Source organism: Novosphingobium sp. BL-S-24, assembly GCF_055521575.1.
The window spans coordinates 1,787,270-1,810,856 of record NZ_CM145488.1 but is presented as its reverse complement, the minus strand read 5'-3'; the positions used below and the strand labels follow the sequence as shown (position 1 = coordinate 1,810,856).

The window sequence follows — 23,587 nt, the reverse complement described above, 5'->3', positions numbered from 1 at the left end:
AGTGCGCGTCCCGTTATGACCGAACCGCGCGACGCATCACCCAAGGCAGACTGGCGATCGACCGTCTTCCTGCCGAAGACCGATTTTCCGATGAAGGCAGGGCTGCCCCATAAGGAGCCGGGCATTCTGGCGCGCTGGCAGGCGGACGACATCTATCGCAAGACCCGCGAAGCGCGCGCTGGCCGCGAAAAGTTCATTCTTCACGATGGCCCGCCCTACGCCAATGGCGACATGCACATCGGCCACGCGCTGAACCATATCCTGAAGGACATGGTGGTGCGCACCCATATCCTGCTCGGCAAGGACGCCCCTTATGTGCCCGGCTGGGATTGCCATGGCCTGCCCATCGAGTGGAAGGTCGAGGAAGAATACCGCAAGAAGAAAAAGAACAAGGACGAGGTTCCCGCCGAGGAATTTCGCGCCGAATGCCGCGCCTATGCCCGCAACTGGGTGAACGTGCAGCGCGAACAGTTAAAGCGCCTTGGCATCAATGGGGACTGGGATAACCCGTACCTGACGATGGATTTCCAAGCCGAAGCCACCATCGTTGGCGAACTGCTGAAATTCGCTGAAAGCGGCATGCTCTATCGCGGCGCCAAGCCGGTAATGTGGAGCCCGGTCGAAAAGACCGCGCTTGCCGAAGCCGAAGTCGAATACGAGGACATCACCTCGACCCAGATCGACGTGGCGTTCGAGATCGTTGAGTCGCCGATCCCCGAACTGGTCGGCGCGCATGCGGTGATCTGGACGACTACGCCGTGGACGATTCCGGTGAACCAGGCTTTGGCTTATGGGCCGGAGGTTGAGTACGAATTAATTGGGTTTGGTGTCGGCACCGTGGGCTGGGGGCCGCAAACGTCGCCTGGGGATTTACCGATCCTTGCGTCGTTGATGGCTCGTCGTTTCATCATTTCGAAACAGCTCATTGACGAGTTTGCCCGGCGCGTCTCAGCATACTTGACTAGTATTTTGGCATCTGAAGGTGCCGGAACAATTGTCCTCACGCCGCATACAATTCGTGAATTTCGAGGCTTCGACCTCGCCGGAACCATAGCGCGCCATCCGATGCACGCGCTCGGCGGCTTCTTTGCCGAACCTCGTCCCCTGCTGCCCGGCGATTTCGTCACGACCGAAAGCGGCACCGGCCTCGTCCACATGGCGCCCGATCATGGCGAGGACGACTTCGATCTGTGCAAGGCCCACGGCATCAACCCCAAGTTCGCGGTCGAAGCTGACGGCAAGTATCGCGAGGACTGGCAGTGGCTGGCCGGACAGGGATCGGTCATCAACCCCAAGTTCAATGCACCCGAAGGCCCGATCTGCAGCGACTTGCGCGAAGCTGGTGCGCTGCTGGCGGCGTCGGCTGACTACAAGCACAGCTATCCGCACTCGTGGCGCTCCAAGGCCAAGGTGATCTATCGCTGCACGCCGCAATGGTTCGTGCCGATGGACAAGCCGATGACCCACATCTCGCCCAAGACCAAGGCTGAGAACCGCTGGGAAGGCGAAGGCGGCGCGGTAAACCCGGTCGAGGAACAGCTCGACGCCGCCCCCACCCTGCGCGCTGCCGCACTGGAAGCGATCGCGCAAACGCGCTTCGTTCCCGACAAGGGCCGCAACCGCATCGGTGCGATGGTCGAAGGTCGGCCCGACTGGGTCCTTTCCCGCCAACGCGCATGGGGCGTGCCCATCACGCTATTCGTGGACCGCAAGACCGGCGAATATCTCGTCGACGAAGCGGTAAACGAGCGTATCGTCGCCGCCGTACTGGAACGCGGTGTTGATGCCTGGTCGGATGAAGCGGCACAGGATCTCCTTGGCCCGGACTACGATGCCGACGATTTCGAGCGGGTCGCTGACATTCTGGACGTGTGGTTCGATTCCGGTTCGACCCATGCGTTCGTGCTGGAATCGGGCCGCTGGCCTGATCTTCTGCGGCCCGAAGGCTACGTTGGACCCAAGGCGGACCTGTACCTCGAGGGGTCGGACCAGCATCGCGGCTGGTTCCAGTCCTCGCTGCTCGAATCGTGCGCCACGCGCGGCCATGCGCCGTACAAGACGGTGCTGACCCACGGCTTCACCATGGACGCCAAGGGCATGAAGATGTCCAAGTCGCTGGGCAATACGGTCAGCCCGCTCAAGGTGATGGAAACCAACGGGGCGGACATCATCCGTCTTTGGGCGCTATCGGTCGATTTCACCGAAGACCATCGCATCGGCGACGAGATCCTGAAAGGCGTGGCCGACCAGTATCGCAAGTTGCGGAACACCTTGCGCTATCTGCTGGGCGCACTCGACGGTTTCGACGAGGCCGAGCGGGTCGACGTGGCGCAGATGCCGGAACTGGAACGCTATGTTCTGGCGCTGCTGGGCAAGCTGGACACGACGCTTCGCACCGCAGTCGATAGCTTCGACTTCAATACGTATGTCCGCGCCCTCCTCGATTTCTGCAACGAGGATCTGTCGGCCTTCTTCTTCGATATCCGCAAGGACTGCCTCTATTGCGATGCACCCGGCGACCCCAAGCGCCGCGCCTATCGCACCGTGCTGGATACGCTGTTCCACGCTCTGATCCGCTACGCTGCGCCGGTGATCGTGTTCACGGCGGAAGAAACCTGGGCCTCGCGCTACCCGGACGCCGGAAGCGTGCATCTGCTGGAATGGCCGGAAGTGCCTGCCGCCGAAGCCGACCTCGATCGCTGGGCGACCTTGCGCAGCTTGCGCCAGCAAGTGACCGAGGCGATCGAGCCGCTTCGCCGCGAAAAGGTCATCGGCTCCAGCCTCGCTGCCGAAGTCATCGTGCCCGCTTCCGCCCCGGAAGCGGATCTGGCCGAACTGTTCATCACCGGGAAAGTCACGCGCGAGCAGGGCGAAACGGTGAGCGTCACTCCATCCCATGACCACAAGTGCGGCCGCTGCTGGCGCCATCTGCCCGAAGTGGCGGAGGACGGTGACTTGTGCGCGCGTTGCGAAGATGCCGTGGCGCACGTGGAAACCGCAGCGTGACTGTATGGCGCAAGCGCCTGATTGGCCTGCTGATCGCGGCGATCGTGTTTGCCATCGACGTCGGGATCAAGGATTGGGTCGTGGACACCGTCGATCTGGACCGGATCGGCCAGGTCTACATCCTGCCGTTCTTCAATCTGACGTGGACGCAAAACTTCGGGGTTTCGCTCGGCCTGTTTACCGCCGGCTCTCCCGAAGCGCGTTGGGGGCTGGTGGCGATGACCGGCGCGATCGCCGCGTTCGTCTTCGGGTGGCTGCTGCGCGAACGCAAGCTGCCTGAAATTGCGGCGCTGGGCATGGTGCTTGGCGGCGCGGCAGGCAATATCCGCGATCGCTTCGCGGTGGGTTACGTGATCGATTATGCCGACCTGCACTTCGGTAATTTTCGCCCGTTCCTCATTTTCAATCTGGCCGACGCGGCGATCACCATCGGCGTCCTGATTATCCTTGCCCGATCCCTGCTTTCGCGCGACAAGCCCGATGCAGCGGCGGATTCCGCCCCAGAAGCTCAAAAGAATGCGAGTTGAATTGATGCGCATGAAGAAATCGGCTGCCCTCCTTTCCGTCACGACCGGGGCGATCCTGCTTTCCGCGTGCGGCAGCACCGGCCTGTTCAACCGCAATCGTCCTGACGAATTCGCGGTTCAGCGGCAGACGCCGCTGGTGGTTCCACCAGACTTCTCGCTCAGCCCGCCCAAGGAAGGCCAGCCGCGCCCTGCCGACGAATCGCTGCAGCAGCAGACGCTGGACGCCCTGTTCGGCGGTCCGCAAGCCCGCAGCGACATCGAAAAAACGACGCTCAGCCTTGCTGGCACGTCAGACCCCTCGATCCGTTCCACAGTAGGCGACCCGGCAACGTATTCCGTCGCCAAGGGCCAGATCACTCGCGCGATCCTGTCCGCCCCGGAAGGCGACGGCCGCGATGCGCAGACCGCCATCGGCGGCTGATCGTCCGATCCTGAAAAGCTGGAAGGCCGGGCAATTGTCCGGCCTTTTTCATGAGCAGCTAGAGCGCTGCATCCGCGGCGGGGCTCGTTGGCCGTCCCTGCTGAGCGGCTTCCAGTTGGCCCAGACACTGGGCCCGTCGCTGGTTGCGCGCGTCTGACAGGCTTTGAGCTGCCTGCGAAGGCAAAGCGCAATCACGGGCCGGACGGATCGGATGCTTGGTCAGGCACCCTCGCTTCGTGCTGAAGAAATCGTCGGCGCAATCCTCGAACGCAGCCTGATCGGCATCGTGCATCGATTGACAGGTCTGCGTCCAGCGCTGTCGGTAGGAGACCTCAGCAAAATCCACGCATTGCTGGTACTGCGCCTGCGCCGCCGCTTCGCGCCTTGCGCGCTGGGCCAGTTCACGCGCCTGCGCCTGGGCCTGCGATTGCCGCGCCGTCATTTCCTGCGTTTGCCGATGAAGGTCCTGCGCCGGGAGGTAGATGCCGTAGTAATACCCAACGCCCCCACCCGCCAGCAGCAGAGCCACAGCGAGCGAGACCTTCAGGATCGGATCGGCGTGTTTCAGCACAATCAGGCTAGCGCCTTTTCGCGCGCAACCTCTCGCCAGCCGATGTCACGGCGGCTGAACCCGCTCGGAAAGTCGATGGCATCCACGGCTGCGTACGCTTTGGACTGCGCCTCCGTCACAGTGCGAGCACGGGCAGTGACGCTCAGCACCCGGCCACCACTGGCCACCAGCTGGCCATCGCTGATCGCGGTTCCGGCGTGGAACACCTTGGCGCCCTGCTGCTCTGCCATGGCAAGATTGCCGATCGCCCCGCCCTTTGCAGGCGTTCCCGGATAACCGTCCGCCGCTATCACCACCGTCAGCGCCACGTCATCGGAAAAGCGCGGCGGCTCGATGGCTGCCAGCCGACTCTCGGCGCAGGCGTGCAGCAGTTCCACCAGATCCGATTCCAGCCGCATCAGCATGACCTGGCATTCCGGGTCGCCAAAGCGGCAGTTATATTCGATCAGTTCCGGTCCCTTGGCGGTCAGCATCAGGCCCAGGAACAGGACGCCGGAATAAGGCCTGCCTTCATTAGTCAGCGTGCGGACGGTGGGAGCGATGATCCGGGTCATCGCCTGCGCCTGCAACTCAGGCGTCAGCACCTTGGCGGGGCTATAGGCTCCCATGCCGCCGGTGTTGGGGCCGGTATCGCCATCGCCCACGCGCTTGTGGTCCTGCGCGGAGGCGAAAGGCACGATCGTGCTGCCGTCCGTCAGGGCAAAGAAGCTGGCTTCCTCGCCTTCCAGGAACTCCTCGATCACGGCCTCGGCTCCGGCTTCGCCGAAACGTCCGGCAAAGATATCGCGCACCGCGTCTTCGGCTTCGACCATCGTCATCGCCACGGTCACGCCCTTCCCCGCTGCCAGCCCATCCGCCTTGATGACCACCGGCGCGCCGAACTTCGCCAGCGCGGCCAGCGCGTCAGCCTGATTGGACACACGCTCGTACCCGCCCGTCGGAATGTTGGCGCGGGCGCAGAGGTCCTTGGTGAACCCCTTCGACCCCTCCAGCTGCGCTGCGGCCTTGCTCGGTCCGAACACGGCGAAGCCTTGGCCTCGAAGCGAATCGGCCAAGCCGTCGACAAGCGGCGCTTCCGGGCCGATCACGATGAGGCCGATCACGTTGGTCTCACAGAATTCCAGCACGGCGGCATGATCCGTCGCATCGAGTGCAATGCAGGTCGCTACGTCTGCGATCCCGGGATTGCCGGGCGCGGCCCACAGGGTATCGCAGAGCGGGGATTGCGCCAGCTTCCAGGCCAGCGCATGTTCGCGGCCGCCCGAGCCCAATAGCAGGATGTTCATTACCCGTGCCTTCCAATTCGTTCTTCGATGCCGACGAGACCGCCGACGATCGTCCGGGGGGGCTGGTAGCGAAGGACACCGCCGGGGACAACGCCGCGCCGCTTTCGATCAGCGAGATTTCCAATCTGCTCAAGCGCACGGTCGAGGATCGGTTCGGCTTCGTGCGGCTTCGCGGAGAGCTTTCGGGCGTCAAGCGCGCCGCCTCGGGCCACCTCTATTGCGCGCTCAAGGATGACAAGGCGGTCATCGACGGGGTGATGTGGAAGGGCGGCGCACAGAGGCTGGCTTTCCGGCCCGAAGACGGCATCGAAGTGATCGCCACGGGCAAGCTGACGACTTACCCCGGCCGGTCCAAGTACCAGGTCGTTATCGAGTCGATGGAAATCGCCGGTGAGGGCGCGCTGCTGGCGCTTCTGGAAAAGCTGCGGGCAAGATTGGCCACCGAAGGGTTGTTTTCACCCGAGCGCAAACGGGCATTGCCATTTCTACCGCGTGTTATCGGTGTCGTGACCTCGCCAACCGGAGCGGTCATTCGCGACATACTTCACCGTCTGGCGGACCGCTTCCCGAGTCGCGTGCTCGTCTGGCCTGTGCTGGTGCAGGGCGAAGGCGCGGCGGCGCAGGTCGCGAATGCGGTGCGCGGTTTTTCGGCGATCCAGCCGGGTGGACCGGTGCCGCGACCGGATCTGGTGATCGTTGCGCGCGGCGGTGGGTCTATCGAAGACCTCTGGAGCTTCAACGAGGAAATCGTCGTTCGCGCCGTAGCCGAATCGACTATTCCCGTCATCTCGGCAGTCGGCCATGAGACGGATACGACGCTGTGCGATTACGCTGCAGACCGTCGTGCGCCCACCCCTACAGCCGCGGCCGAGATGGCCGTGCCGGTACGCGCGGAACTCGCCGCGCAACTCGATGAGCTGGGCCTGCGCAAACGCCGCTGCGCGCTGCGTCCGGTGACGTTGGGGCGTGAGCGGCTTGAGGCGCGCAGCCAGCGACTGCCCAAGCCCGATGCGATCCTTGCCGCCAAGGCCCAACGTCTGGATGAATTGTCGGAACGGCTACGACGCGGCCTGCGGGACGAAGCATCGACCAAGCGCGAGGCGTTGCATCAGGTCGCGGGGAAGCTTTCCCTGCCGCTGCTACGCCACCGTCTCCAGTCAGCCACCAAGGATCTGGAGCGAACCGGACTGACGGCGCGGCTCCTGACCCAGCGTCTGGATCACGCGCAACATACCTTTGCGCCGTGGGCGCGGGTTCTGACGCAGCTGGATCCCCATCTGCCTTTACAACGCGGCTATGCGTTGGTGAAATCGGCGGACGGCCGCGCGCTTACCAATCGAGCGGCTGCGTGCAGTGAGGTGAATCTGATCGTACAGTTCGGTGATGGCGATCTGCCGGTGACGACAGCCAGCGGTGACGAGCCCGCCAGCGCCACCGCATCTCCGCGCAAACAGGCAAGGCCAGCTGCGATTACTCCCCGACAGGACGATTTGTTCGGATCGTGATGCTCTGCTAAGGTGACACCATGCTGATGTCTTCTGCCGATCGTCCCGCCAAGCTCGCCTATGGCCCCAATGGTTTTCGCGTCCTGAGCAACGGCCACTACGTCAACTGTGCCGTCACCGGCGAGACGATCGCGCTTGAAGCGCTCCGCTATTGGAGCGTGGATCGCCAGGAAGCCTACGCTTCGCCCGAAATTGCTACCAAGCGCCTTCTCGGCCAAGCCTGATCCCATGATGATTGGGCGTGGGCGAAGCCTGACGCTGTTGGTCATTGGGGCCGCTGTCGCGATAGCGGCGACTCCTGCGGTCATCCGCGCGGCTGTGCGCGCCGGAACCGCACCATCGGCCCCGGCCGCTGCACCGAAACCGGTGACGCTTCCGTTCAGCGGCGAACTCACGCAGGGCGGCTGGATACGCGGAACCTTGCCGCGCGGCATGCGGACATTGTCGCTCGACGGAACGCCGGTGAAGGTGGCTGCCGACGGAAGCTGGTTCGCGGCCTTCGATCGGGATGCCAGCGCTCAGGCGGTACTGCGGACAGTCCTCTCCAACGGCTCGATCGGCGAGCAGCGCATCGCCATCGCGCCGCGTGCCTGGCGGATCGAGAACGTCAATATTGCCCGCAGTCCCGGCGGCCCGTCCGACGCTTTTCTGGCTCTTCGCCGACCGGAGCTTGCTCGCATCGCTGCAGCTCGCAACGTCGTCTCCGATGCGCAAGGATGGCGGCAGGGTTTCATATGGCCAGCCAAAGGCCGCATTTCCGGGCTGTTCGGTTCTCAGCGTGTGTACCGGGGCGAACCAGGCGCCTATCACTCGGGCCTGGACATCAGCACCGGAGGCAGCGGCGCGCCGTTTGTCGCTCCGGCGGACGGCGTCGTGATCCTGGCGGCGGAAAGACCGTTCACGCTGGAAGGCAATCTGCTGATGCTGGACCACGGGTTGGGCCTCAACAGCGCCTTCCTCCATTGCTCGCAGATCCTCGTGAAGGAGGGTGAGCATGTGAAGCAGGGTCAGGTCATCGGGCGGATCGGTGCAACCGGGCGAGCGACCGGGCCGCATCTGCATTGGTCGATCAAATGGAACGATGCGCGGCTTGATCCCCTGCTGTTCACAGGTCCAATGAACTGAGCCGACACAGGCGCTTGCCAACCCATTGAATTCACCTATGCAGACGCGGTGCGCCGCCGCATCGCTCTCATTCTCGTTGCCCCTGCGCTTCTGTGGCTCACGTTCGCTCACGATGCCGTACCGCAGCGCCCCGATCCCGCATCGCCCCAGCTAAAGTTCACGCGAACCGCGATGCCATCGCCGGCAATGCTCCGGCGCTATCTCGGCCCATTCGCGCTGGAAGGCGCCTGGCAGCTGCAATCCGATGCTGCGCGGGTCTTTGGCTTTTCCGGGATAGTGGCGCGTAACGACGGCCAACTGATGGCGTTCAATGACGCAGGCCATGTGCTGACGTTCGATCCCCCGGGCGCGAAGTCCGGATCATCTCCGCAAGTCAGGACGATCGCATTCAAGGAACGGGAGCAGGACAAGGACGGCCACGATGTCGAGTCGGTCACGCACGATCCTGTCTCCGAGAACTTCTGGGTCGCGCTGGAAGGCAGCAACCGGATCGTGCGCCTGTCACCCAAGCTGAAAGAGGAGAAGTCCGCTTCCCCCCGGCTTATGGCGGGTTGGGGATCAAACACCGGAGCGGAGGCAATGGTGCGTCTGCCCGATGGCCGCTTCATCGCGATTCAGGAAATGCCCCCGTCATGGCGTGAGCCTCGCCAGCACGAAGCCGTGCTATTTTCGAGCGACCCCACAAAAGGGGGCAGGGGGCAGGCGTTCCGCTTCGATGGGCCCGATCACTTCTCGGTGGTCGACATGGCTCTGTTGCCCGATGGCCGCGCGCTGATCCTGATGCGACGCTTGCTGTGGCCGCTGCCGATGCGCTTTGCAGGCCGAATCGTCATCGCCGATACCGCCCAAGTACGCCCGGGACAGGTCTGGCGCTCCACACCACTCGCGTCGCTGGCGTCGATCCTGCCGGTCGACAACTTCGAAGCGATGGCAGTCGTGCCGGGTAAGCAAGGACGGGTGTCCGTCTGGCTGATGTCCGACGACAACAACATGCGCGTCCTGCAACGCACCTTGTTGTGGAAGCTGACGACCGATCTCGACGACCTTCCATGGCCGCGCTGACTTACGGCACTTCACGCAAAACAGCGCGCGAGGAAGAACCTCGCACGCTGTTTTGAGCGCTCAGCCGTGAAACGCTCCCCGTCAGGAGAGCGCCGCGATCAGGCTGCCTGCTGCTTCTTCAGCTCGCGCTTCACCTTGACGGCGCGCGGCGAGAGCTTGGTGTCCGACGTCTTAAGCAGCCAGTTGTCGAGACCACCGTTGTGCTCGACGGAACGCAGACCGTGGGTCGAAACGCGGAACTTGAAGCTGCGCTCAAGGCCATCCGACAGAAGCGTAACGTTCTGGAGGTTGGGCAGGAAGACGCGCTTGGTCTTGTTGTTGGCGTGGCTGACGTTGCAGCCGACCTGGCGGCCCTTGCCAGTCAGTTCGCAAATGCGGGACATGTTCACTCTCGCTCGAAAAAAGATCTGTTGCCGTAGAAACGGGAAGGCGCGCCATTAGCGATTCCCCTGTGCAAGGTCAAGTTGCACACAGGTTTTTCAGCGGCTAGCGCAAACCCATGACTCGTTGGCCGCTTCCCGAATACATGGCTCTGGCGCTGGCGCAAGCCCGTGAAGCCGCCGAATCAGGCGAAGTTCCGATCGGGGCGGTGATCGTGAAGGATGGTCGCCTGATCGCCTCTGGACGCAACGCCCCCCGAGCCCGCCACGATCCCACCAGCCACGCCGAGATCGAAGCGATTCGCACGGCGGCTAGGATTCTGGGCAATGAGCGCCTGGAGGGCTGCGAACTATGGGTCACGCTGGAACCCTGCGCCATGTGTGCGGGAGCCATCGCCCACGCCCGGATTTCAAGGCTTTACTATGCCGCTTCCGATCCGAAGGGTGGCGCGGTCGAGCACGGCGCACGGGTTTTCGATCATGCTCAATGCCTGCACCGTCCGGAGGTCTATACCGGGATGGGCGAAGCCGAATCGGCGGCCCTGCTGCGCGGATTCTTCCGCGAACGACGGTAGCGCCCCTCGATCACCCATCCGTTTTACAAGCCGCGCCATATCTTGAGGGAGGCGGTATCTGCAGGTCCGAACTGGCGGGCATCGCAGGCACTTGGCCGAAAATCCTTGCGGTAACACAGCCGAACTTCGCGCAACCAACCCGTGCGGCTGACATCAAGCCCGATCGCCCTACGCGGCCAACCCCGGTTCGCGGTGACGAAATTGTCTCTGAAATCCCCCGCCGTCAGGTCACGCTTTCGGGAAAGGCGGTCGGCATCCGGCCATTGAATGGAGCGCCACAAAATCGCGCTGACGCGAAAGTATTTTGCGGGCGATTTGACCATGCAACTGCCGTGCTTCGCCCATTCATGTGCAAGCAGGTTCGGTGAGGGGGTCATGCACAGATGGTCCCTAAGGATTTTTGGCGAGGGCAACGTCTGGGTGGCGCACCACTGCGGCGAAGGTCCCCCCGACGCCTCGGGCCACAGGCCGTGCAGGATAAAGCCAAATCGGCCATTCTCCTTGGCGCACTGCATCGACCGCGTGTCACGCTGCATCTTGCAGTAGTTGGGAGACCAGCTTGCCGCCAGTGTATAGCCGGAAATCGGCGTTCGCCGCACCGGGCCATCGGGCCTGATAGAACGAACAGGCTCGATCTGACGCGGAATTCTGCACTGGTACGCCTGGGCGAGGGCAGGGCCGGGCAGCACGGCCAAACCCGTGAACAGCAGCGCCGCGATCCTCACAGCGGCGTGAAGTCCAGTCCAATGTCGGCGGCAGGCGCGCTCTGGGTAAGGCGGCCGACCGACACATAGGTGACGCCGGTTGCCGCGATTGCGGCGATTGTCGACAGGTTGACCCCCCCGGACGCCTCGGTCGGGACGCGCCCGCCTACGATTGCCACCGCCTCGCGCAACATATCCGGCCCCATGTTGTCTAGCAGCAGATGATGAGCGCCTGCCTCTATCGCCGGTTCGATCTGGTCGAGACGATCGACCTCGCAGATGATCTGGGCAACGCCCGCCTCACGCGCTCGGGCCACTGCCGGGCCGACGCCACCGGCGACGAGGACGTGATTGTCCTTTATCATCGCCGCGTCCCACAGGCCCATTCGGTGGTTGCGGGCACCGCCCTGCCGCGTCGCGTACTTCTCGAGGTGACGCAGCCCGGGAATGGTCTTGCGCGTATCCAGCAGCGTTGCATTGCCGCCCATGGCATCAACATACTGGCGTGTCATCGTGGCGATGCCCGAGAGATGCTGGACGGTGTTCAGCGCGCTGCGTTCGGCGGTAAGCATGGCGCGGGCATTGCCGGTGAGGCGCATGAGATGCGTACCCGGCGTGACCTGCGTGCCTTCCGCCACCAATATCTCGATTTCCATCGCCGGATCGAGCTTGCGAAAAAACGCCGCAGCGATTGGTAGACCCGCAACCGTGATGGCATCGCGCGAGTCCATGACGCCAGAGAAACGCGCCGTGTCATCGATCACGCTTTCCGAGGTCACGTCATGACCGCCGCCGGGCAACCCGACGCCAAGATCCTCGTCGAGCGTTGCATCGACAAAGGCGGTCAGGTCGAAACCGGTGATCATGAAAGAAGTCATGGCGCCGTCTGTTGCGCTTTCACAACCCAATGTCGAGAGGGCGCCGTTCCGCGCCCTCCACAATCATCCAATCAGTGGACGAACCGCGCGATCACATCGCGATAAGAGCGCGACACCTTAACCTGCGCGCCGGAGTCGAGAACCAGGAAACACTCGCCATTAGTGTGCGGCTTCACCTGACGGACCTGGTTGAGATTGACGATGGTGGACCGATGGACGCGCTGGAACACGCGGGGGTCCAGCCGGCGCTCAAGGTCCTTCATCGTTTCACGCAGGATCAGCGAATTGTCGGCGGTGCGGATACACATGTAATCCCCCGCCGCCTCGATATGCTCGATCGAATCGACATCGATGCGGAAAATCTGGCCGCGATCCTTGATGTTGATCAGCTTTTCATAGCGATCGGCGTTTGGATCGCCTTCTTCCGGCATGTGATCGACCGCATCGGGCGCAACTTCGGCCAACACGGTCTTGAGCTTCTCAGCTTCTTCCGATGATCGCTTTTCCGATAGACGCTGACGAACGCGCGCAAGCGTATCGTCCAGCTTGCTCTCGTCCACCGGCTTCATGAGATAGTTGACGGCATTCGCTTCGAACGCCCGGACGGCGTGTTCCTGATAGGCCGTGACGAAGACGAACAGAGGTGGTTCGATCTCCATCACGCCCTTCACTACCGAGAATCCGTCGAAGCCGGGCATCTGGATGTCGAGAAAGACGAGGTCGGGCTTTTCCGTCTTGATCTTGCGGATGGCTTCACGACCATTTGCGCAGGTATCGATGATCTCGACATCAGGGTACTTTTCGAGCCGCAATTGCAGCCCCTGGATGGCGAGCTTTTCGTCGTCGACAAGGATCGTGCGGATGGTCATGTGTGCTTATCTCCGGACCGGCAAACGTGCGCAGCCCAAAATTGTTTCATCGCGCCAGCGAAACGGGCTGGCGCGCGGGTTCGGCAATGTCCTCGTTGGTTTCGCGGCGCTCGACGGGGATCTCGATAACGACTGCGAAACCGCCTTCCAGCGGCTCCACAGTTTCGAAGCGGTGTTGTTCGCCGTATGCCTGCGACAGGCGATCGCGGATATTGGCCAATCCCACACCGGTCGATACCGGTTCCCCTCCATCGTAGGTCATGCCCGACAACCTGTTGTCAGTCGTGGAGCTTTGCAAGCCGGGGCCGGTATCGGAGACGGTGATCCGAAGCATCGAACCGACGAGTTGCGACGACACGTTGATCTCTGCCCCGGCTTCCTGCTGGCTCACCGCATACTTGATCGCGTTTTCGACCAGCGGCTGCAACAGCAGGGAAGGAAGCAGGGCCGTCTCGGTGGCCGGATCTATCTCGAACGTAGTGCGCAAACGCTCTTCAAATCGCATCCGCTCGATGTCGAGGTATAGCTGCAGGGTTTCCACCTCCTGCGCCACGGTGACGCGAGCGGAAGGCTTGTTCACCAGCGTGTATCGCAGGAACGATGACAGCCGGCTGAGCATCGCGTTGGCAGGCTCAGTCTGCTTGAGCAGCACAAGGGTCGAGATCGAGTTCAGGGTATTGAACAGGAAGTGCGGGTTGAGCTGATAGCGCAACATCGCCAGCTGTGCGCTGGTCGCCTGGTTTTCCAGCCGGATCAGCTGGTCGTTCTGTTCTTCTACCTGAAGGTAGAAATTGACCATGTAGTAGAGCGCAGTCCACGCCCCGAGCAGCGTCGCATCGAGGTAGAAAACGCCGAGGAACAGGAGGGTAAAACTGGTGTCGCCCTCTGTCCGCCACAGCGACACCACCCACGCATCGATGAACGCATGCAAACCCACCGCCAGCGGCAGGATCAGCAGGGTCATGCCCCAGGTCACCAGCGCCCGCCGCTTTATCAGGGCGCGGAAGATGACCGACAGCACCAGCGATACCGAGAACCCGGTGATCGTGGCGATCAGGACCAGAACCAGCGAGGCGAGCGGCAGATCGTTGGCGATCGCCGACATCGTGCGCAGGACCAGCGCACCGCCCCATCCCACAAATTGCAGGCGCCAGAAGGCCTTGTCCTTGTCGGCGAAGAACGGGATCGGCTGAATGGGCAGGACGCTCATGCGCTTATCCTAGCCGATATTGTTCAAAAGCCGAAATGTCGGGAATGCGGCCTGGCAAAGTTGTCAACTTCCGCGCGCCGCCTTCACCGCTTCCGACAACTGATCGATGCCGACGGCTCCCGCGATCAACCGGTCTCCGGCGATCCAGCTTGGCGTGCCGGAAAACCCGAGCCGCTGAGCGAGTTGCAGGTTACGGCTCAGTTCTGCTTCGACGGTCGGACTGGCGGCTATGCGGCGCGCACGGTCCATGTCCAGACCGGCTTTCGAAGCAGCCGCGTCTATGGCTACAGGATCGACCTGTCCGGCGGCGAACATTGCGTCATGGAACACCGGGTACTTGCCCTGCTCTGCCGCAGCGAGGGCCATCCGGGCGGCAGCAGGGCTATGCGGGCTGATGATCGGCAGTTCACGGATGACGATGCGCAGGTCCGGGTTCTTCTGGATCAGCCCTGCCACGTCAGCCAGGCTCTGGCGGCAGTAACCGCACGCGAAATCCGTGAACTCCACCAGCGTGACCTTGCCTGCCGGGTTGCCCAGCACCGCTCCGGGGAAGGGCGTTTCCACCGTCTGGCGAACGCCCGCCAACTGCTGGGCTGACTGCTTCTTCTGCAGGTTGTCCATCGCCTGCGGCAAGATTTCGGGATGAGAAAGGATGTAGTCATGGACGACATGCTCCACCGCCGCCCGGCCGCCATACCAGCCGCCAACGCCGACTAGCGCTACGGCTCCGGCAATCAGTGCGAACTTCGTGGCATTGCCCATGTCTATCCTGTCGATTGTGCTGCGGAACGTGTCCACGTCGCCTAGCGACGCTTCTTGTTCTTTTCCAGTTCGGCGCGGGCCTGCATCTCGATATCCTGTGCGCGCAGCCAGTCGGGCGATTCTTTGGGAAGCCCGGCGACGGCAGCCTGCGCACTGCGCAGCGCCTCCTCCATGCGTCCCGAAAGGACCTGCTGTTCCGCACTGGCCAAATAGGCGCGCGGCATGTCGCCATTGGCGGCATAGATAACCCCCAACTGATACCAGGCGAAGGGATTCTCCCGATCCCGCGCAACGGCGGTCTTGAGAACACCCTGAGCCTCGCGGAAATTGGCAGGGTCTTCGGTGGCGATCAGGGCATGGCCGAACAGGGTGGCGATCAAGGGCGAATTGCCGGAAAGCTCTGTCGCCTTACGCAGCGGCACCATGGCTTCGGCAGGCTTGCCGCCTTCCAGAAGGATCTGCCCGTCGAGCTCGAGGAAGTAGGGATCGTTGGGATCGCTGGCGATCAGCGCTTCGGTTTCGGCTCGCGCCAGATCGAACTGGGATTCGCGGTGATAGGCATAGGCGCGGGCATAGCGCGCCGGGACGGACTGGTCCGTCAGCGGATACTTCAGCATCACCTCACGCGGGGTCGCCAGAAAGCCATACAGCTTGGCCTTGGCGCGCATGAACCGTTTTTGCAGTGATGCGTCATCCGGTTTGGTCCATGCCGGATCCCGTTCGTAGGTGTCCTGCAATGTGGTGATGCGATCGCCGGTCAGCGGGTGGCTGGAATAGAACTCGTCTCCGTCCTTGGCGCGATAACCGTAGCGAAATTCAAGGTTCTGCAATTTCTTGAAGAAGGCCAGAGACCCGCGCCCGCTGATTCCTGCCGAAGACAGATACTGAGCACCTGCCGCATCGGCCGATGCTTCCTGCGATCGGTTGTAGGCAAGGAATTTGCCCATCGCCGCCTGCTGACCCGCCATCAGAACGCCCATCGCTGCCTCACCGCCACCGGCGGCCGCCGCAGCAGCGCCGAGAAGGAGCGATAGGAGCGAGATGTTCGTCGCCGATTGCCCACCGATGTTGAGAACCGCGTGTCCGCCGGTGATATGGCCCAGCTCGTGAGCGATAACGCCCTGCACTTCGGCAGCTGTATCAGCCTCGTTGATGAGGCCTGCATTGACGTAGACCGCCTGCCCACCAGCGACGAAAGCATTCACCGAATCGTCATTGACCAGGACGATATCGACATTGTTCACGCCAAGCCCCGAAGCCTTGACCACGGGCGCGGCGATATCGTGCAGCAGCGCCTCTGTTTCCGCGTCGCGCAGAATGGATTGGGCAGCGGCAGGCACCGCCAAGGTCAAGCCGAGCAGGGCGAGCAAAGGCGGCAATAGCGCGGAAATTCGCAGCTTCGGCATTGCTTTCCTTGAGGACTGTGCGGGCTTAATCGGCGATGAAGCGTTGGTCTGACAAGCCCCAGTCTAAAGGTCCGCCGTGCCCGTGGGAACCCCCGACGATGAAGTCACCCAAGCAGATGGCGGGCCGCGCGTTGGAACAGCGCATCGTCACCACTAACTTCGCCCAGCAGAACCACTTCACCGCTTTCCGTCCGACGTGCCACCAGCAGCGAGAATTCTTCGCCGTCCATCGCCACCGCATCGAGCGGACGCGCCTCGATCGCCCGCAATCCGTCGACCAGCCGCTCGCGCGCTTTTGCAGGGGCATTGCTTCTGCCATCTTCCTCCCGACGAAGCCGACGTTCCTCACGCAGAATCGCCTTGAGGCCGCCGGGCGTGTTGTCGAGATGATCGGCCAGCATCCCGCTTGTCAGGCCGATCCGGCGACCATGAGCAATCGCGGTCGCGAATTCGGTGAGGCGCGTCTTGTCGTAATCACTGCCGAACACAAGTTTAACCAGCGGCAACAAAGGCGCGCGGCTTTGCATTTTCAGGCCCGCATCTTCCACGAGTTCGGCCGTATCCTCGGGATATTCTGCCGCCACGAGAGCGAAGTCATAGGCACGACCGATTGCGGCATACAGCGCCTGATGCGAACGCTCCTCGCTGCTGGTGGCCTGCATCGCAAGCTCGCGCGCCGATGCCAGCCAGTCGGCCAGACCCATTTCCTCTACCTCGAACGACGTAGGCTCGGCCTCCATCGCAAAACCGGGAAGCGGCAGTTCGACCGGCGAATACCCCTGAAGCGGCGGCTGCCCAAATTCCGCCGGGCCGTCCGCCCACTCCGTCAGTGGATCCAGGCCGCGCAACATCGCTGGTCGGGAATCGCGAGGTGCAGACTGCGCAAGGCCGGCGTCACCTGCAGGTTTCTGGGCAGGCTCGGCACGTTCCTTCCAGTTGATGACCCCGTAAATGAATTCGATCCGGTCACCACTGCGGGAGAACGGCAGCAGAATGCCGCGATACAGGATCGTGACGCCTGCGTTGTTGACGAATTCCGCCTCAAACCCGATCGGCGCCTCGTTCCCGAGGATTTGCATGTAATGGTCGGTTATACGAGAAAGAAGCGAGCGGCTCGGGACGTCGGCAACGCGCCGAATCGCTTCGCCACCTCCACACTCTTTCGCCAAAACATCACCCAGATACGAGATCACCGGATTGACGATGTCGTCTTCAGCCGTGAAATCGAGAAGGACACTGCGGGGTCCGAAATCGGACAGGGACTCAGGCTCGAGATCGGCAATGTCCGGAAAGGTGCGATTGCCCAGCAAGCCGGCCCAGAAATTGTACGCCCGCACCTGCAGGCGGCGCTCGTCATTCGCGACCCTCGGCGCGGTATCGGCAGCACTGTCCAATTCGGATGCGTCCTGATCCAAGATTTCGCCGCGCGATGTATCCATGTCGAAATCCCGACTCACCCTGTTCGACATCCCTTCTGGCGCAACATGGTGAATTAACCTTTAAGTCGCGCGGCTGCATCAGCGCTGGTTTACTTTTGACGGATCACGCCTTCTCCCAGCACGGGAAGCGGGGCAATTATACGCAGCAGAAGAAACGACACGACAAGGAACGCCGAACCGGCATGGAGCGCGGCGGACAAGCTGGTGTGATCGGCGACTGCACCCCAGACCCAGGAACCCAGCGCCATCCCGCCAAAGGTGACCGCCTGATAGATGGACAGGCACCGCCCCAGAATCGCATCGGGCGATCGCAACTGCACTGCGGTATTGATCGTGGTCAGGATCAGCACCCAGGCAACGCCCGCGACGAAAGCTCCCGGTAAGGCATACAGAATGTTCCCCACCTCAGCGACCAGCGACATAGAGAATACGAACATGGCCGCCCCCAGCGACAGGATACCCTCCAGTCCGAGTTTTTTCCGTAAGGAACCGGTGAATGGCGCCGCTGTAATCGAACCGATCCCGAAAAGGCCAAGCATAAGGCCATAATCCAGTTCGGTTCCTCCCACTTTCCCGCTTACCACCGCCGGCAGCAGGGATTGGTATGCAGCAAGGCTAAAGCCCAGAGCCAGTCCGCGGATCAGCAACCGACGCAAAGGACGGTTGCCTGCGCAATAGCGAAGTCCCACCGCGACGGCGGGCAGGATCGGCCGCCGCTCGACCGGTCGCACCGGCGGTTTCCACCAGAGCAGAACGCCGATCAAGCCGACGTAACTGATCGCATTGACGGCGAATGCGAACGACACATCCCATACCGAAATGAGGATACCGCCCAGAGCCGGACCGATGGAGCGCGCGATGTTGAACGAAATGGAATTCAGCGCAATCGCCTGTGGCAGCTCGGCCGGATCGACCTGCTGCCGCACGGAAGCCTGCCATGCCGGAGAATTGAGCGCCGTGCCGATCCCGACGCTGAGCGTGAAAGCCAGCAGCAGTCCGGGCGTGAGCATATGAGCGTAGGCGAGGGCGGCCAAAGCGGCCGAAACGACCAGCATTCCCACTTGCGCGGTCAGCATGACAAGCCGACGGTCATAGTTATCGGCAATCGCCCCGGCGAACACCCCGAACAGCATGATCGGCACTGTGGCCGATGCCTGCACCAGGGCGACCAACTGGTGCGACGGGGTCAGTTCGGTCATCAACCAGGCCGCGCCGACGCCCTGCATCGTTCCGCCAAGATTGGAAAACAGGTTGGCGATCCAGATCGCCCGAAAGATCGGGTATCGAAACGGCGAGAACGCGCCGTTACGCGGCTGCGCCACCAGCCCGGCCGTCGTGGCCTCCACCATCTTTTGCGTGGTGCTCTCGGTGCCGTCCTCTGCCCTTTTCACGCCACCGGGGTAGGGGGCGGCAATGACCGTGGCAAGACCGCTACAGCAGGTAGCGCATCCGTATCGTCAGATGCACGGCCTCACTGGCGACTGCAAAAGCGGCATGCTCGAACTTCGGCGGCCCCATGCGGACGGCGGCATCACGGGAAAATCCATAACCCTCTCGCGGGATCATGAGGCGGGTATCTAGCTTTCCGTTGCCGTTTTCATCATGCACCAGCGACACCGCATAGTGTCCGGGCGGGACGACGCCAAAATCCAGATGGACTTCACTTGCCGCCGGCACTTTCAGTTTGCGAGCCTGAGGATCCTTGTCGCAATCCGGAAAAGCGTCCGCGCGCGTCGTCAGGCAAGCCAGCACCTGGCCTTTTTCCGATCGCAGTCCGGTAACCTCCACGGTGACCGGCGTGCCGTCCGTGGGCTGGGCGTCCACTGGCCCCGTAGACAACAGACCCGCCATCAGAACGAAGACAACCCACGGTCGGTGCCGCAGAGACGATCCCAGTGCCGGAAGTAGAGGCCGTAGTTGCATTTGTAACTTTCGTGGTGCCGGTTGTGATGGCTGGCGGTGATCAGCCAGCGCCCCAGTCGTGATTTGACCAGAGCCTTCGGAAACATTTCCCATCCCATGTGATTGGTGATGCCCATAATCGTCATCGTCAGTAGCACCACGCCCAATGCGGCTACATGAACGGGGACAACAAAAACCAGCGCCGGAATGACGACCGCGCCGGTAACGGCTTCAATCGGATGAAAGCTCATTGCCGCCCAGGCCGTTGGCGGCTTGCTGGCATGGTGCACCGCGTGGGCCATACGGAATATCCTGGGTCGATGCATCCAGCGGTGCGTCCAGTAAAACCAGGTATCGTGAAGCAGGAGATAGACCAGGACGGAGGCAGGCAACCACCATAGCGGCCATTCCGCCGTATCGGTGTAGATGCGCGTCCAGCCATGTTCGCGCCATCCCCACGCAACGACGCCAGCCGGAAGGCCGTAAATCAGGGCAGAGAGCAGCGACCAGCCGATCTCCTGACGAATCTGGCGGTCCAGGCCGACATAATGGCCAGGCCGTACTTTGCCAGTGATCCAGGCAAACAGTCCCGATGTAGCCAAATAGCGTACAGCAACAATTGCAGCCATCGCCAGCGCTGACGCTAGTACCGCAAGAAAAGGAGCGCCAAACGCCATGGGCGCCCAACTAAGCCTTGCGAAGCGTCAGGGGAAGAGAAAACGAAGCAGACAGCATGGCGCATACACAAACGCCCGGACCACTGGCCCGGGCGCTCCTGCTAACGGATGATGCTGGTATCAGCCCGCGCGGCGAACCGCACCTTTGTGCGCGCCCAAACCTTTGGGACCACGCGGACGGAAGCGGCGCTTGCGCTCTCCGCCTTCACCGGTTGCAGCGGCATCGCGCGGACCTTCGCTGCGCTGGCCGTCGCGACGGGGTTGGCGATCACGATTGCCGCCGCCTTGGCCACTGCGACCGCCGCCTTGACGACGATCGCCCTGCGGCTGAGCAGGTGCGACGCGGGCGGGGGCGGGCAGACGCGCCGCCTGCTTCTGGAAATCTTCCGGCAGCGCCAGAGGCTCCAGCTTGATCCGCGTAAGCCGCTCAATATCGCGGATATAAGGCTTCTCGTCCGGCGCGACGTAGCTGATTGCCACACCATCGGCACCGGCACGGGCCGTGCGACCGATGCGGTGCACATACTGCTCGGCGACGTTCGGAATTTCGAAGTTGTAGACGTGGCTCACACCGCTGACATCGATGCCGCGAGCGGCGATGTCGGTGGCGACCAAAACCCGGATGTTGCCCTGGCGGAAGCCGCCGAGAGCGGCGGTGCGCTGCGCCTGGCTCTTGTTGCCGTGGATCGCTGCGGCAGGGATACCGGCAGCCACCAGATGGCGCACGACGCGGTCGGCCCCGTGCTTGGTACGGGTAAACACCAGAGCACGATCAATCGCGCCATGATCGGCGTTCTCGGCAGCATCGTCTGCCAGTCCGGCGCGCAGGCTCAGCGTCAGCAAGGCCTGCTTTTCAGCTTGGTTGATCATCGTCGCATACTGTTCGACGCGCTCCGCCGTCGTCGATTGCGGCGCGACTTCAACTTTGACCGGGTTGTTGATGAACTGCCGACCCAACTCAGCGATGGCCTGCGGCATGGTTGCCGAGAAGAACAGGCTCTGGCGACCATTGGGCAGCAATGCGGCTACGCGCTTCAGCGGAACGATGAAGCCAAGGTCCATCATCTGGTCGGCTTCGTCGAGCACGAAGATCTCGACATGCTTGAGTGTCAGCGCGCGCTGATCGATCAAATCCAGAAGACGGCCCGGCGTTGCCACCAGAATGTCACAGCCGCGCTCAAGCGCACGGGCCTGCTTGCCAACCGGAACGCCGCCGAAGATGCACTGAACGGTAAGGTTCAGGAACTTGGCATAGCCGCGCATGTTGTCGGCGATCTGCGCCGCCAGTTCACGCGTGGGCGACAGCACCAGCATCCGGCATCCGGCGTTCTGGCGCGGCTTCGGATCGCTGGAAAGGCGGTGCAGCGAGGGGAGGGAGAATGCGGCGGTCTTGCCGGTGCCGGTCTGCGCGATGCCAAGCAGATCGCGCCCTTCGAGCAGCGAGGGGATCGCCTTGCGCTGGATAGGCGACGGATCGGTGTAGCCCTTGACCTCGAGCGCGCGGAGAATGGGCTCGGCAAGGCCAAGTTCAGAGAAATAGGACATCAAGTCACTTTCAAAAGTGCACGGGGGCGAGCACCTTCGAAAAGACATGGCTTTCGATCAGGAGCGCGCGCACGGCAAGGTGTCGTTACGGGCGACCCTGCGTGAGGAAGGAAGCTTGGAATTGGTGACAATCGTTCATCCGGGCCGGCTTTGGCACACACGTGCCTTAGCCTCACGCTGCTCACGGATTGCGGTGGAGATCAGACCCCACGCGCCGATTGCTGACACGCCAGATAGTGTGCATTGCAGCAAAGCGCAAGATAATTACGTATCGGTGACTTGCTTCCGCTGCCCAACCGAATTCGAAATCAGCATTCAGCACCCCATTGCTGCGTATAGGGATCCGCCATTGTCACCAAGCGGCGCAATGAAGCGCGAGCGAGGCGCTCCGTTTCGACCTTTCTGCGGGCCGGGGCTAATTGGTGCAAAGGGGCGGGACGAAGAATTTCCGCATCATACCCATCGGCCACGATGATGCCGCACCGATCGGGAAGAAATGCATCACTTTCGAGAGGCGCAAGATCCAGTGATGGAGCCAGCCCCCAATAGAAGCGATCGCAATAATCAAGATAGTCGGTCCACTTGCCATCGCCGAGTAAGTCGGCGCGCGACACCTTTATCTCTACGATGATGACATGACCTTTGGCATCCACGCCCATAAGGTCTGCCCGCCGTCCACACCGCAGCGACATTTCCGGAATACACCAGATGTCATTACGGGCGAAAAGCCGAGATATTCCCCGGGCCACGTCCGGCGCGGTCCGAAGCAGAGGGCGAGAATCGACGTCCAGCATGCCACCACCATAAGAACATACAGGGAACTATCAATCTGTTTGTGAGGTGTTTGCGTCGAACGGACAATCCGATCCTGGTTCAGGAAATCACGTCAGACCAGATTGTGAAAAATTGGCGCTGGCAAGGTCTGCCACCCTCTGCTAACCGGCGCTCGTCTGCACCCGTAGCTCAGCTGGATAGAGCGCTGCCCTCCGAAGGCAGAGGCCACAGGTTCGAATCCTGTCGGGTGCACCACCATTGATCACGAGGGTCGCTTACCACCATCCCCCTGTGTGGCTGGAGCGACGGCCCCCAATACGTGCATGTTGGTCAAGTAACCATGCGAGGATGTAGCCGAGGCATCCAACCGGCTTTCACGCAGAAATTATCTTGGTTTAATCACCGTACAACGTGGATGGGCGGACCGTTTTGATCGCCGTCATGATGGACGGGATCTTCGCCACGGGCCGTGATCATGGCATCGTGCTCGGCAAAAACGCGTTCGATCTCAGCACGTTTATCGAAGATCATGCGTGCTACGCCAGCGGTCATCCCGCCTTCATCACCGACCCGCCCGAGAACACCAGCGAGATCTTCGAGGGTAGCCTTCTCTGGACTGCTGTGAAGGCCGCCCTTGATATCGCGATAGGCCGTGCATTCGCTTGCCATTATTCGTTCCTGTCTATTTGCTTCTCGTAACGCCTGAGAACTCCGGCGGGTTTCATAGCTGGCCGAGTGCAACTCAGTGGGCAGATGCGGATGAAGCGCACCGAACCCTTTCTCGCATCTGAATTGAACTCGAAAAAACACCCACAGACGGTGAAACGTACTCAAGGCGCGACAGAGGCGCACCGTTGTCCGCGCAGTTCGGCATGATGCACGCCTATTGCGCTTAACCACACATAAACAGGTAGCATGCACCGAGCAGTATCTTCCTCTACAAGCTATCTTGCATTGAACAGT

The 23,587-nt window shown here is 62.1% G+C and carries 24 protein-coding genes and 1 tRNA gene; 10 read left to right on the top strand and 15 right to left on the bottom strand.

The genetic code is table 11. The features are described 5' to 3' along the window. Positions 1–15 precede the first annotated feature (15 nt). The 3 genes from ACZ1JM_RS14030 to ACZ1JM_RS14020 are packed head-to-tail and all read left to right on the top strand — an operon-like array spanning position 16 to position 3,954. Positions 16–3,006 carry an isoleucine--tRNA ligase gene (locus ACZ1JM_RS14030; RefSeq protein ID WP_465132995.1) on the top strand — a complete coding sequence of 997 codons (2,991 nt, stop codon included), beginning with the start codon at positions 16–18 and terminating at the stop codon, positions 3,004–3,006. Next, positions 3,003–3,533, top strand: a complete 531-nt coding sequence (gene lspA, locus ACZ1JM_RS14025) for a signal peptidase II (RefSeq protein WP_465132994.1) — start codon at positions 3,003–3,005, stop codon at positions 3,531–3,533. Before ACZ1JM_RS14030 ends, lspA begins: the two co-directional genes overlap by 4 nt. 4 nt (positions 3,534–3,537) lie before the next feature. Beyond that, on the top strand, positions 3,538–3,954 hold the full coding sequence (locus ACZ1JM_RS14020; protein ID WP_465132993.1) for a DUF3035 domain-containing protein: 417 nt from the start codon (positions 3,538–3,540) through the stop codon (positions 3,952–3,954). 58 nt (positions 3,955–4,012) lie between these two features. Here ACZ1JM_RS14020 and ACZ1JM_RS14015 read toward each other — a convergent pair whose 3' ends face one another. Continuing rightward, positions 4,013–4,525 (bottom strand): hypothetical protein, encoded by a 513-nt coding sequence (locus ACZ1JM_RS14015; RefSeq protein ID WP_465132992.1) that lies wholly within the window; start codon positions 4,523–4,525, stop codon positions 4,013–4,015. Positions 4,526–4,527: 2 nt separating this feature from the next. Further along, complete coding sequence (purD, locus tag ACZ1JM_RS14010; protein ID WP_465132991.1) at positions 4,528–5,811, bottom strand: phosphoribosylamine--glycine ligase; 1,284 nt, start codon at positions 5,809–5,811, stop codon at positions 4,528–4,530. 5 nt (positions 5,812–5,816) lie between these two features. Between purD and xseA the strand changes: the two genes are divergently transcribed. The 4 genes from xseA to ACZ1JM_RS13990 are packed head-to-tail and all read left to right on the top strand — an operon-like array spanning position 5,817 to position 9,503. Beyond that, entirely contained in the window at positions 5,817–7,316 is a 1,500-nt protein-coding gene (gene xseA, locus ACZ1JM_RS14005) for an exodeoxyribonuclease VII large subunit (RefSeq protein ID WP_465132990.1), read from the top strand. Between the two features lie 20 nt (positions 7,317–7,336). Next, on the top strand, positions 7,337–7,540 hold the full coding sequence (locus tag ACZ1JM_RS14000; RefSeq protein WP_465132989.1) for a DUF2093 domain-containing protein: 204 nt from the start codon (positions 7,337–7,339) through the stop codon (positions 7,538–7,540). 7 nt (positions 7,541–7,547) lie between these two features. Further along, positions 7,548–8,441 carry a M23 family metallopeptidase gene (locus ACZ1JM_RS13995; RefSeq protein ID WP_465135083.1) on the top strand — a complete coding sequence of 298 codons (894 nt, stop codon included), beginning with the start codon at positions 7,548–7,550 and terminating at the stop codon, positions 8,439–8,441. 48 nt (positions 8,442–8,489) lie between these two features. Further along, the gene (locus ACZ1JM_RS13990) at positions 8,490–9,503 is read left to right on the top strand and encodes an esterase-like activity of phytase family protein (RefSeq protein ID WP_465132988.1); all 1,014 of its coding nucleotides are present in this window, start codon (positions 8,490–8,492) and stop codon (positions 9,501–9,503) included. 98 nt (positions 9,504–9,601) lie between these two features. On the opposite strand, the gene rpmB is transcribed toward ACZ1JM_RS13990, so the two are convergent. Then, positions 9,602–9,886: a 50S ribosomal protein L28 gene (gene rpmB, locus ACZ1JM_RS13985; protein WP_465132987.1), complete on the bottom strand. Its 285-nt coding sequence runs from the start codon at positions 9,884–9,886 to the stop codon at positions 9,602–9,604. Between the two features lie 116 nt (positions 9,887–10,002). Between rpmB and ACZ1JM_RS13980 the strand changes: the two genes are divergently transcribed. Next, positions 10,003–10,458: a nucleoside deaminase gene (locus ACZ1JM_RS13980; protein ID WP_465132986.1), complete on the top strand. Its 456-nt coding sequence runs from the start codon at positions 10,003–10,005 to the stop codon at positions 10,456–10,458. Between the two features lie 23 nt (positions 10,459–10,481). Here ACZ1JM_RS13980 and ACZ1JM_RS13975 read toward each other — a convergent pair whose 3' ends face one another. The 12 genes from ACZ1JM_RS13975 to ACZ1JM_RS13920 all read right to left on the bottom strand — a co-directional run bounded on the left by ACZ1JM_RS13975 (position 10,482) and on the right by ACZ1JM_RS13920 (position 22,644). Next, positions 10,482–11,183: a ribonuclease T2 family protein gene (locus ACZ1JM_RS13975; protein WP_465132985.1), complete on the bottom strand. Its 702-nt coding sequence runs from the start codon at positions 11,181–11,183 to the stop codon at positions 10,482–10,484. Next, on the bottom strand, positions 11,180–12,040 hold the full coding sequence (nadC, locus tag ACZ1JM_RS13970; protein ID WP_465132984.1) for a carboxylating nicotinate-nucleotide diphosphorylase: 861 nt from the start codon (positions 12,038–12,040) through the stop codon (positions 11,180–11,182). Before nadC ends, ACZ1JM_RS13975 begins: the two co-directional genes overlap by 4 nt. Before the next feature lie 71 nt (positions 12,041–12,111). Then, positions 12,112–12,909, bottom strand: coding sequence for a LytR/AlgR family response regulator transcription factor (locus tag ACZ1JM_RS13965; protein WP_465132983.1), 798 nt, complete (start codon positions 12,907–12,909; stop codon positions 12,112–12,114). 46 nt (positions 12,910–12,955) lie between these two features. Continuing rightward, positions 12,956–14,119 carry a sensor histidine kinase gene (locus tag ACZ1JM_RS13960; RefSeq protein WP_465132982.1) on the bottom strand — a complete coding sequence of 388 codons (1,164 nt, stop codon included), beginning with the start codon at positions 14,117–14,119 and terminating at the stop codon, positions 12,956–12,958. Positions 14,120–14,182: 63 nt separating this feature from the next. Continuing rightward, positions 14,183–14,881 carry a DsbA family protein gene (locus ACZ1JM_RS13955; RefSeq protein ID WP_465132981.1) on the bottom strand — a complete coding sequence of 233 codons (699 nt, stop codon included), beginning with the start codon at positions 14,879–14,881 and terminating at the stop codon, positions 14,183–14,185. A gap of 41 nt (positions 14,882–14,922) precedes the next feature. After that, a complete protein-coding gene (locus tag ACZ1JM_RS13950; protein ID WP_465132980.1) occupies positions 14,923–16,287 on the bottom strand; it encodes a M48 family metalloprotease in 1,365 nt (454 codons plus the stop codon). A 104-nt stretch (positions 16,288–16,391) separates the two neighbouring features. Beyond that, positions 16,392–17,726: a PAS domain-containing protein gene (locus tag ACZ1JM_RS13945; RefSeq protein WP_465132979.1), complete on the bottom strand. Its 1,335-nt coding sequence runs from the start codon at positions 17,724–17,726 to the stop codon at positions 16,392–16,394. Between the two features lie 89 nt (positions 17,727–17,815). After that, on the bottom strand, positions 17,816–19,075 hold the full coding sequence (locus ACZ1JM_RS13940; RefSeq protein ID WP_465135082.1) for an MFS transporter: 1,260 nt from the start codon (positions 19,073–19,075) through the stop codon (positions 17,816–17,818). Between the two features lie 82 nt (positions 19,076–19,157). Beyond that, positions 19,158–19,577, bottom strand: a complete 420-nt coding sequence (locus ACZ1JM_RS13935) for a DUF2141 domain-containing protein (RefSeq protein WP_465132978.1) — start codon at positions 19,575–19,577, stop codon at positions 19,158–19,160. Further along, complete coding sequence (locus ACZ1JM_RS13930; RefSeq protein ID WP_465132977.1) at positions 19,577–20,305, bottom strand: sterol desaturase family protein; 729 nt, start codon at positions 20,303–20,305, stop codon at positions 19,577–19,579. The genes ACZ1JM_RS13935 and ACZ1JM_RS13930 overlap by 1 nt, the downstream gene beginning before the upstream one ends. A gap of 120 nt (positions 20,306–20,425) precedes the next feature. Next, positions 20,426–21,850, bottom strand: a complete 1,425-nt coding sequence (locus ACZ1JM_RS13925) for a DEAD/DEAH box helicase (RefSeq protein ID WP_465132976.1) — start codon at positions 21,848–21,850, stop codon at positions 20,426–20,428. A gap of 308 nt (positions 21,851–22,158) precedes the next feature. After that, positions 22,159–22,644, bottom strand: a complete 486-nt coding sequence (locus ACZ1JM_RS13920; protein ID WP_465132975.1) for an MmcB family DNA repair protein — start codon at positions 22,642–22,644, stop codon at positions 22,159–22,161. Between the two features lie 158 nt (positions 22,645–22,802). On the opposite strand from ACZ1JM_RS13920, the gene ACZ1JM_RS13915 reads away from it, so the two are divergent. Both ACZ1JM_RS13915 and ACZ1JM_RS13910 read left to right on the top strand, forming a co-directional pair. Beyond that, a tRNA-Arg gene (locus tag ACZ1JM_RS13915) sits at positions 22,803–22,879 on the top strand. Between the two features lie 186 nt (positions 22,880–23,065). Further along, a complete protein-coding gene (locus ACZ1JM_RS13910; RefSeq protein ID WP_465132974.1) occupies positions 23,066–23,323 on the top strand; it encodes a hypothetical protein in 258 nt (85 codons plus the stop codon). The last annotated feature ends 264 nt before the right edge of the window (positions 23,324–23,587 follow it).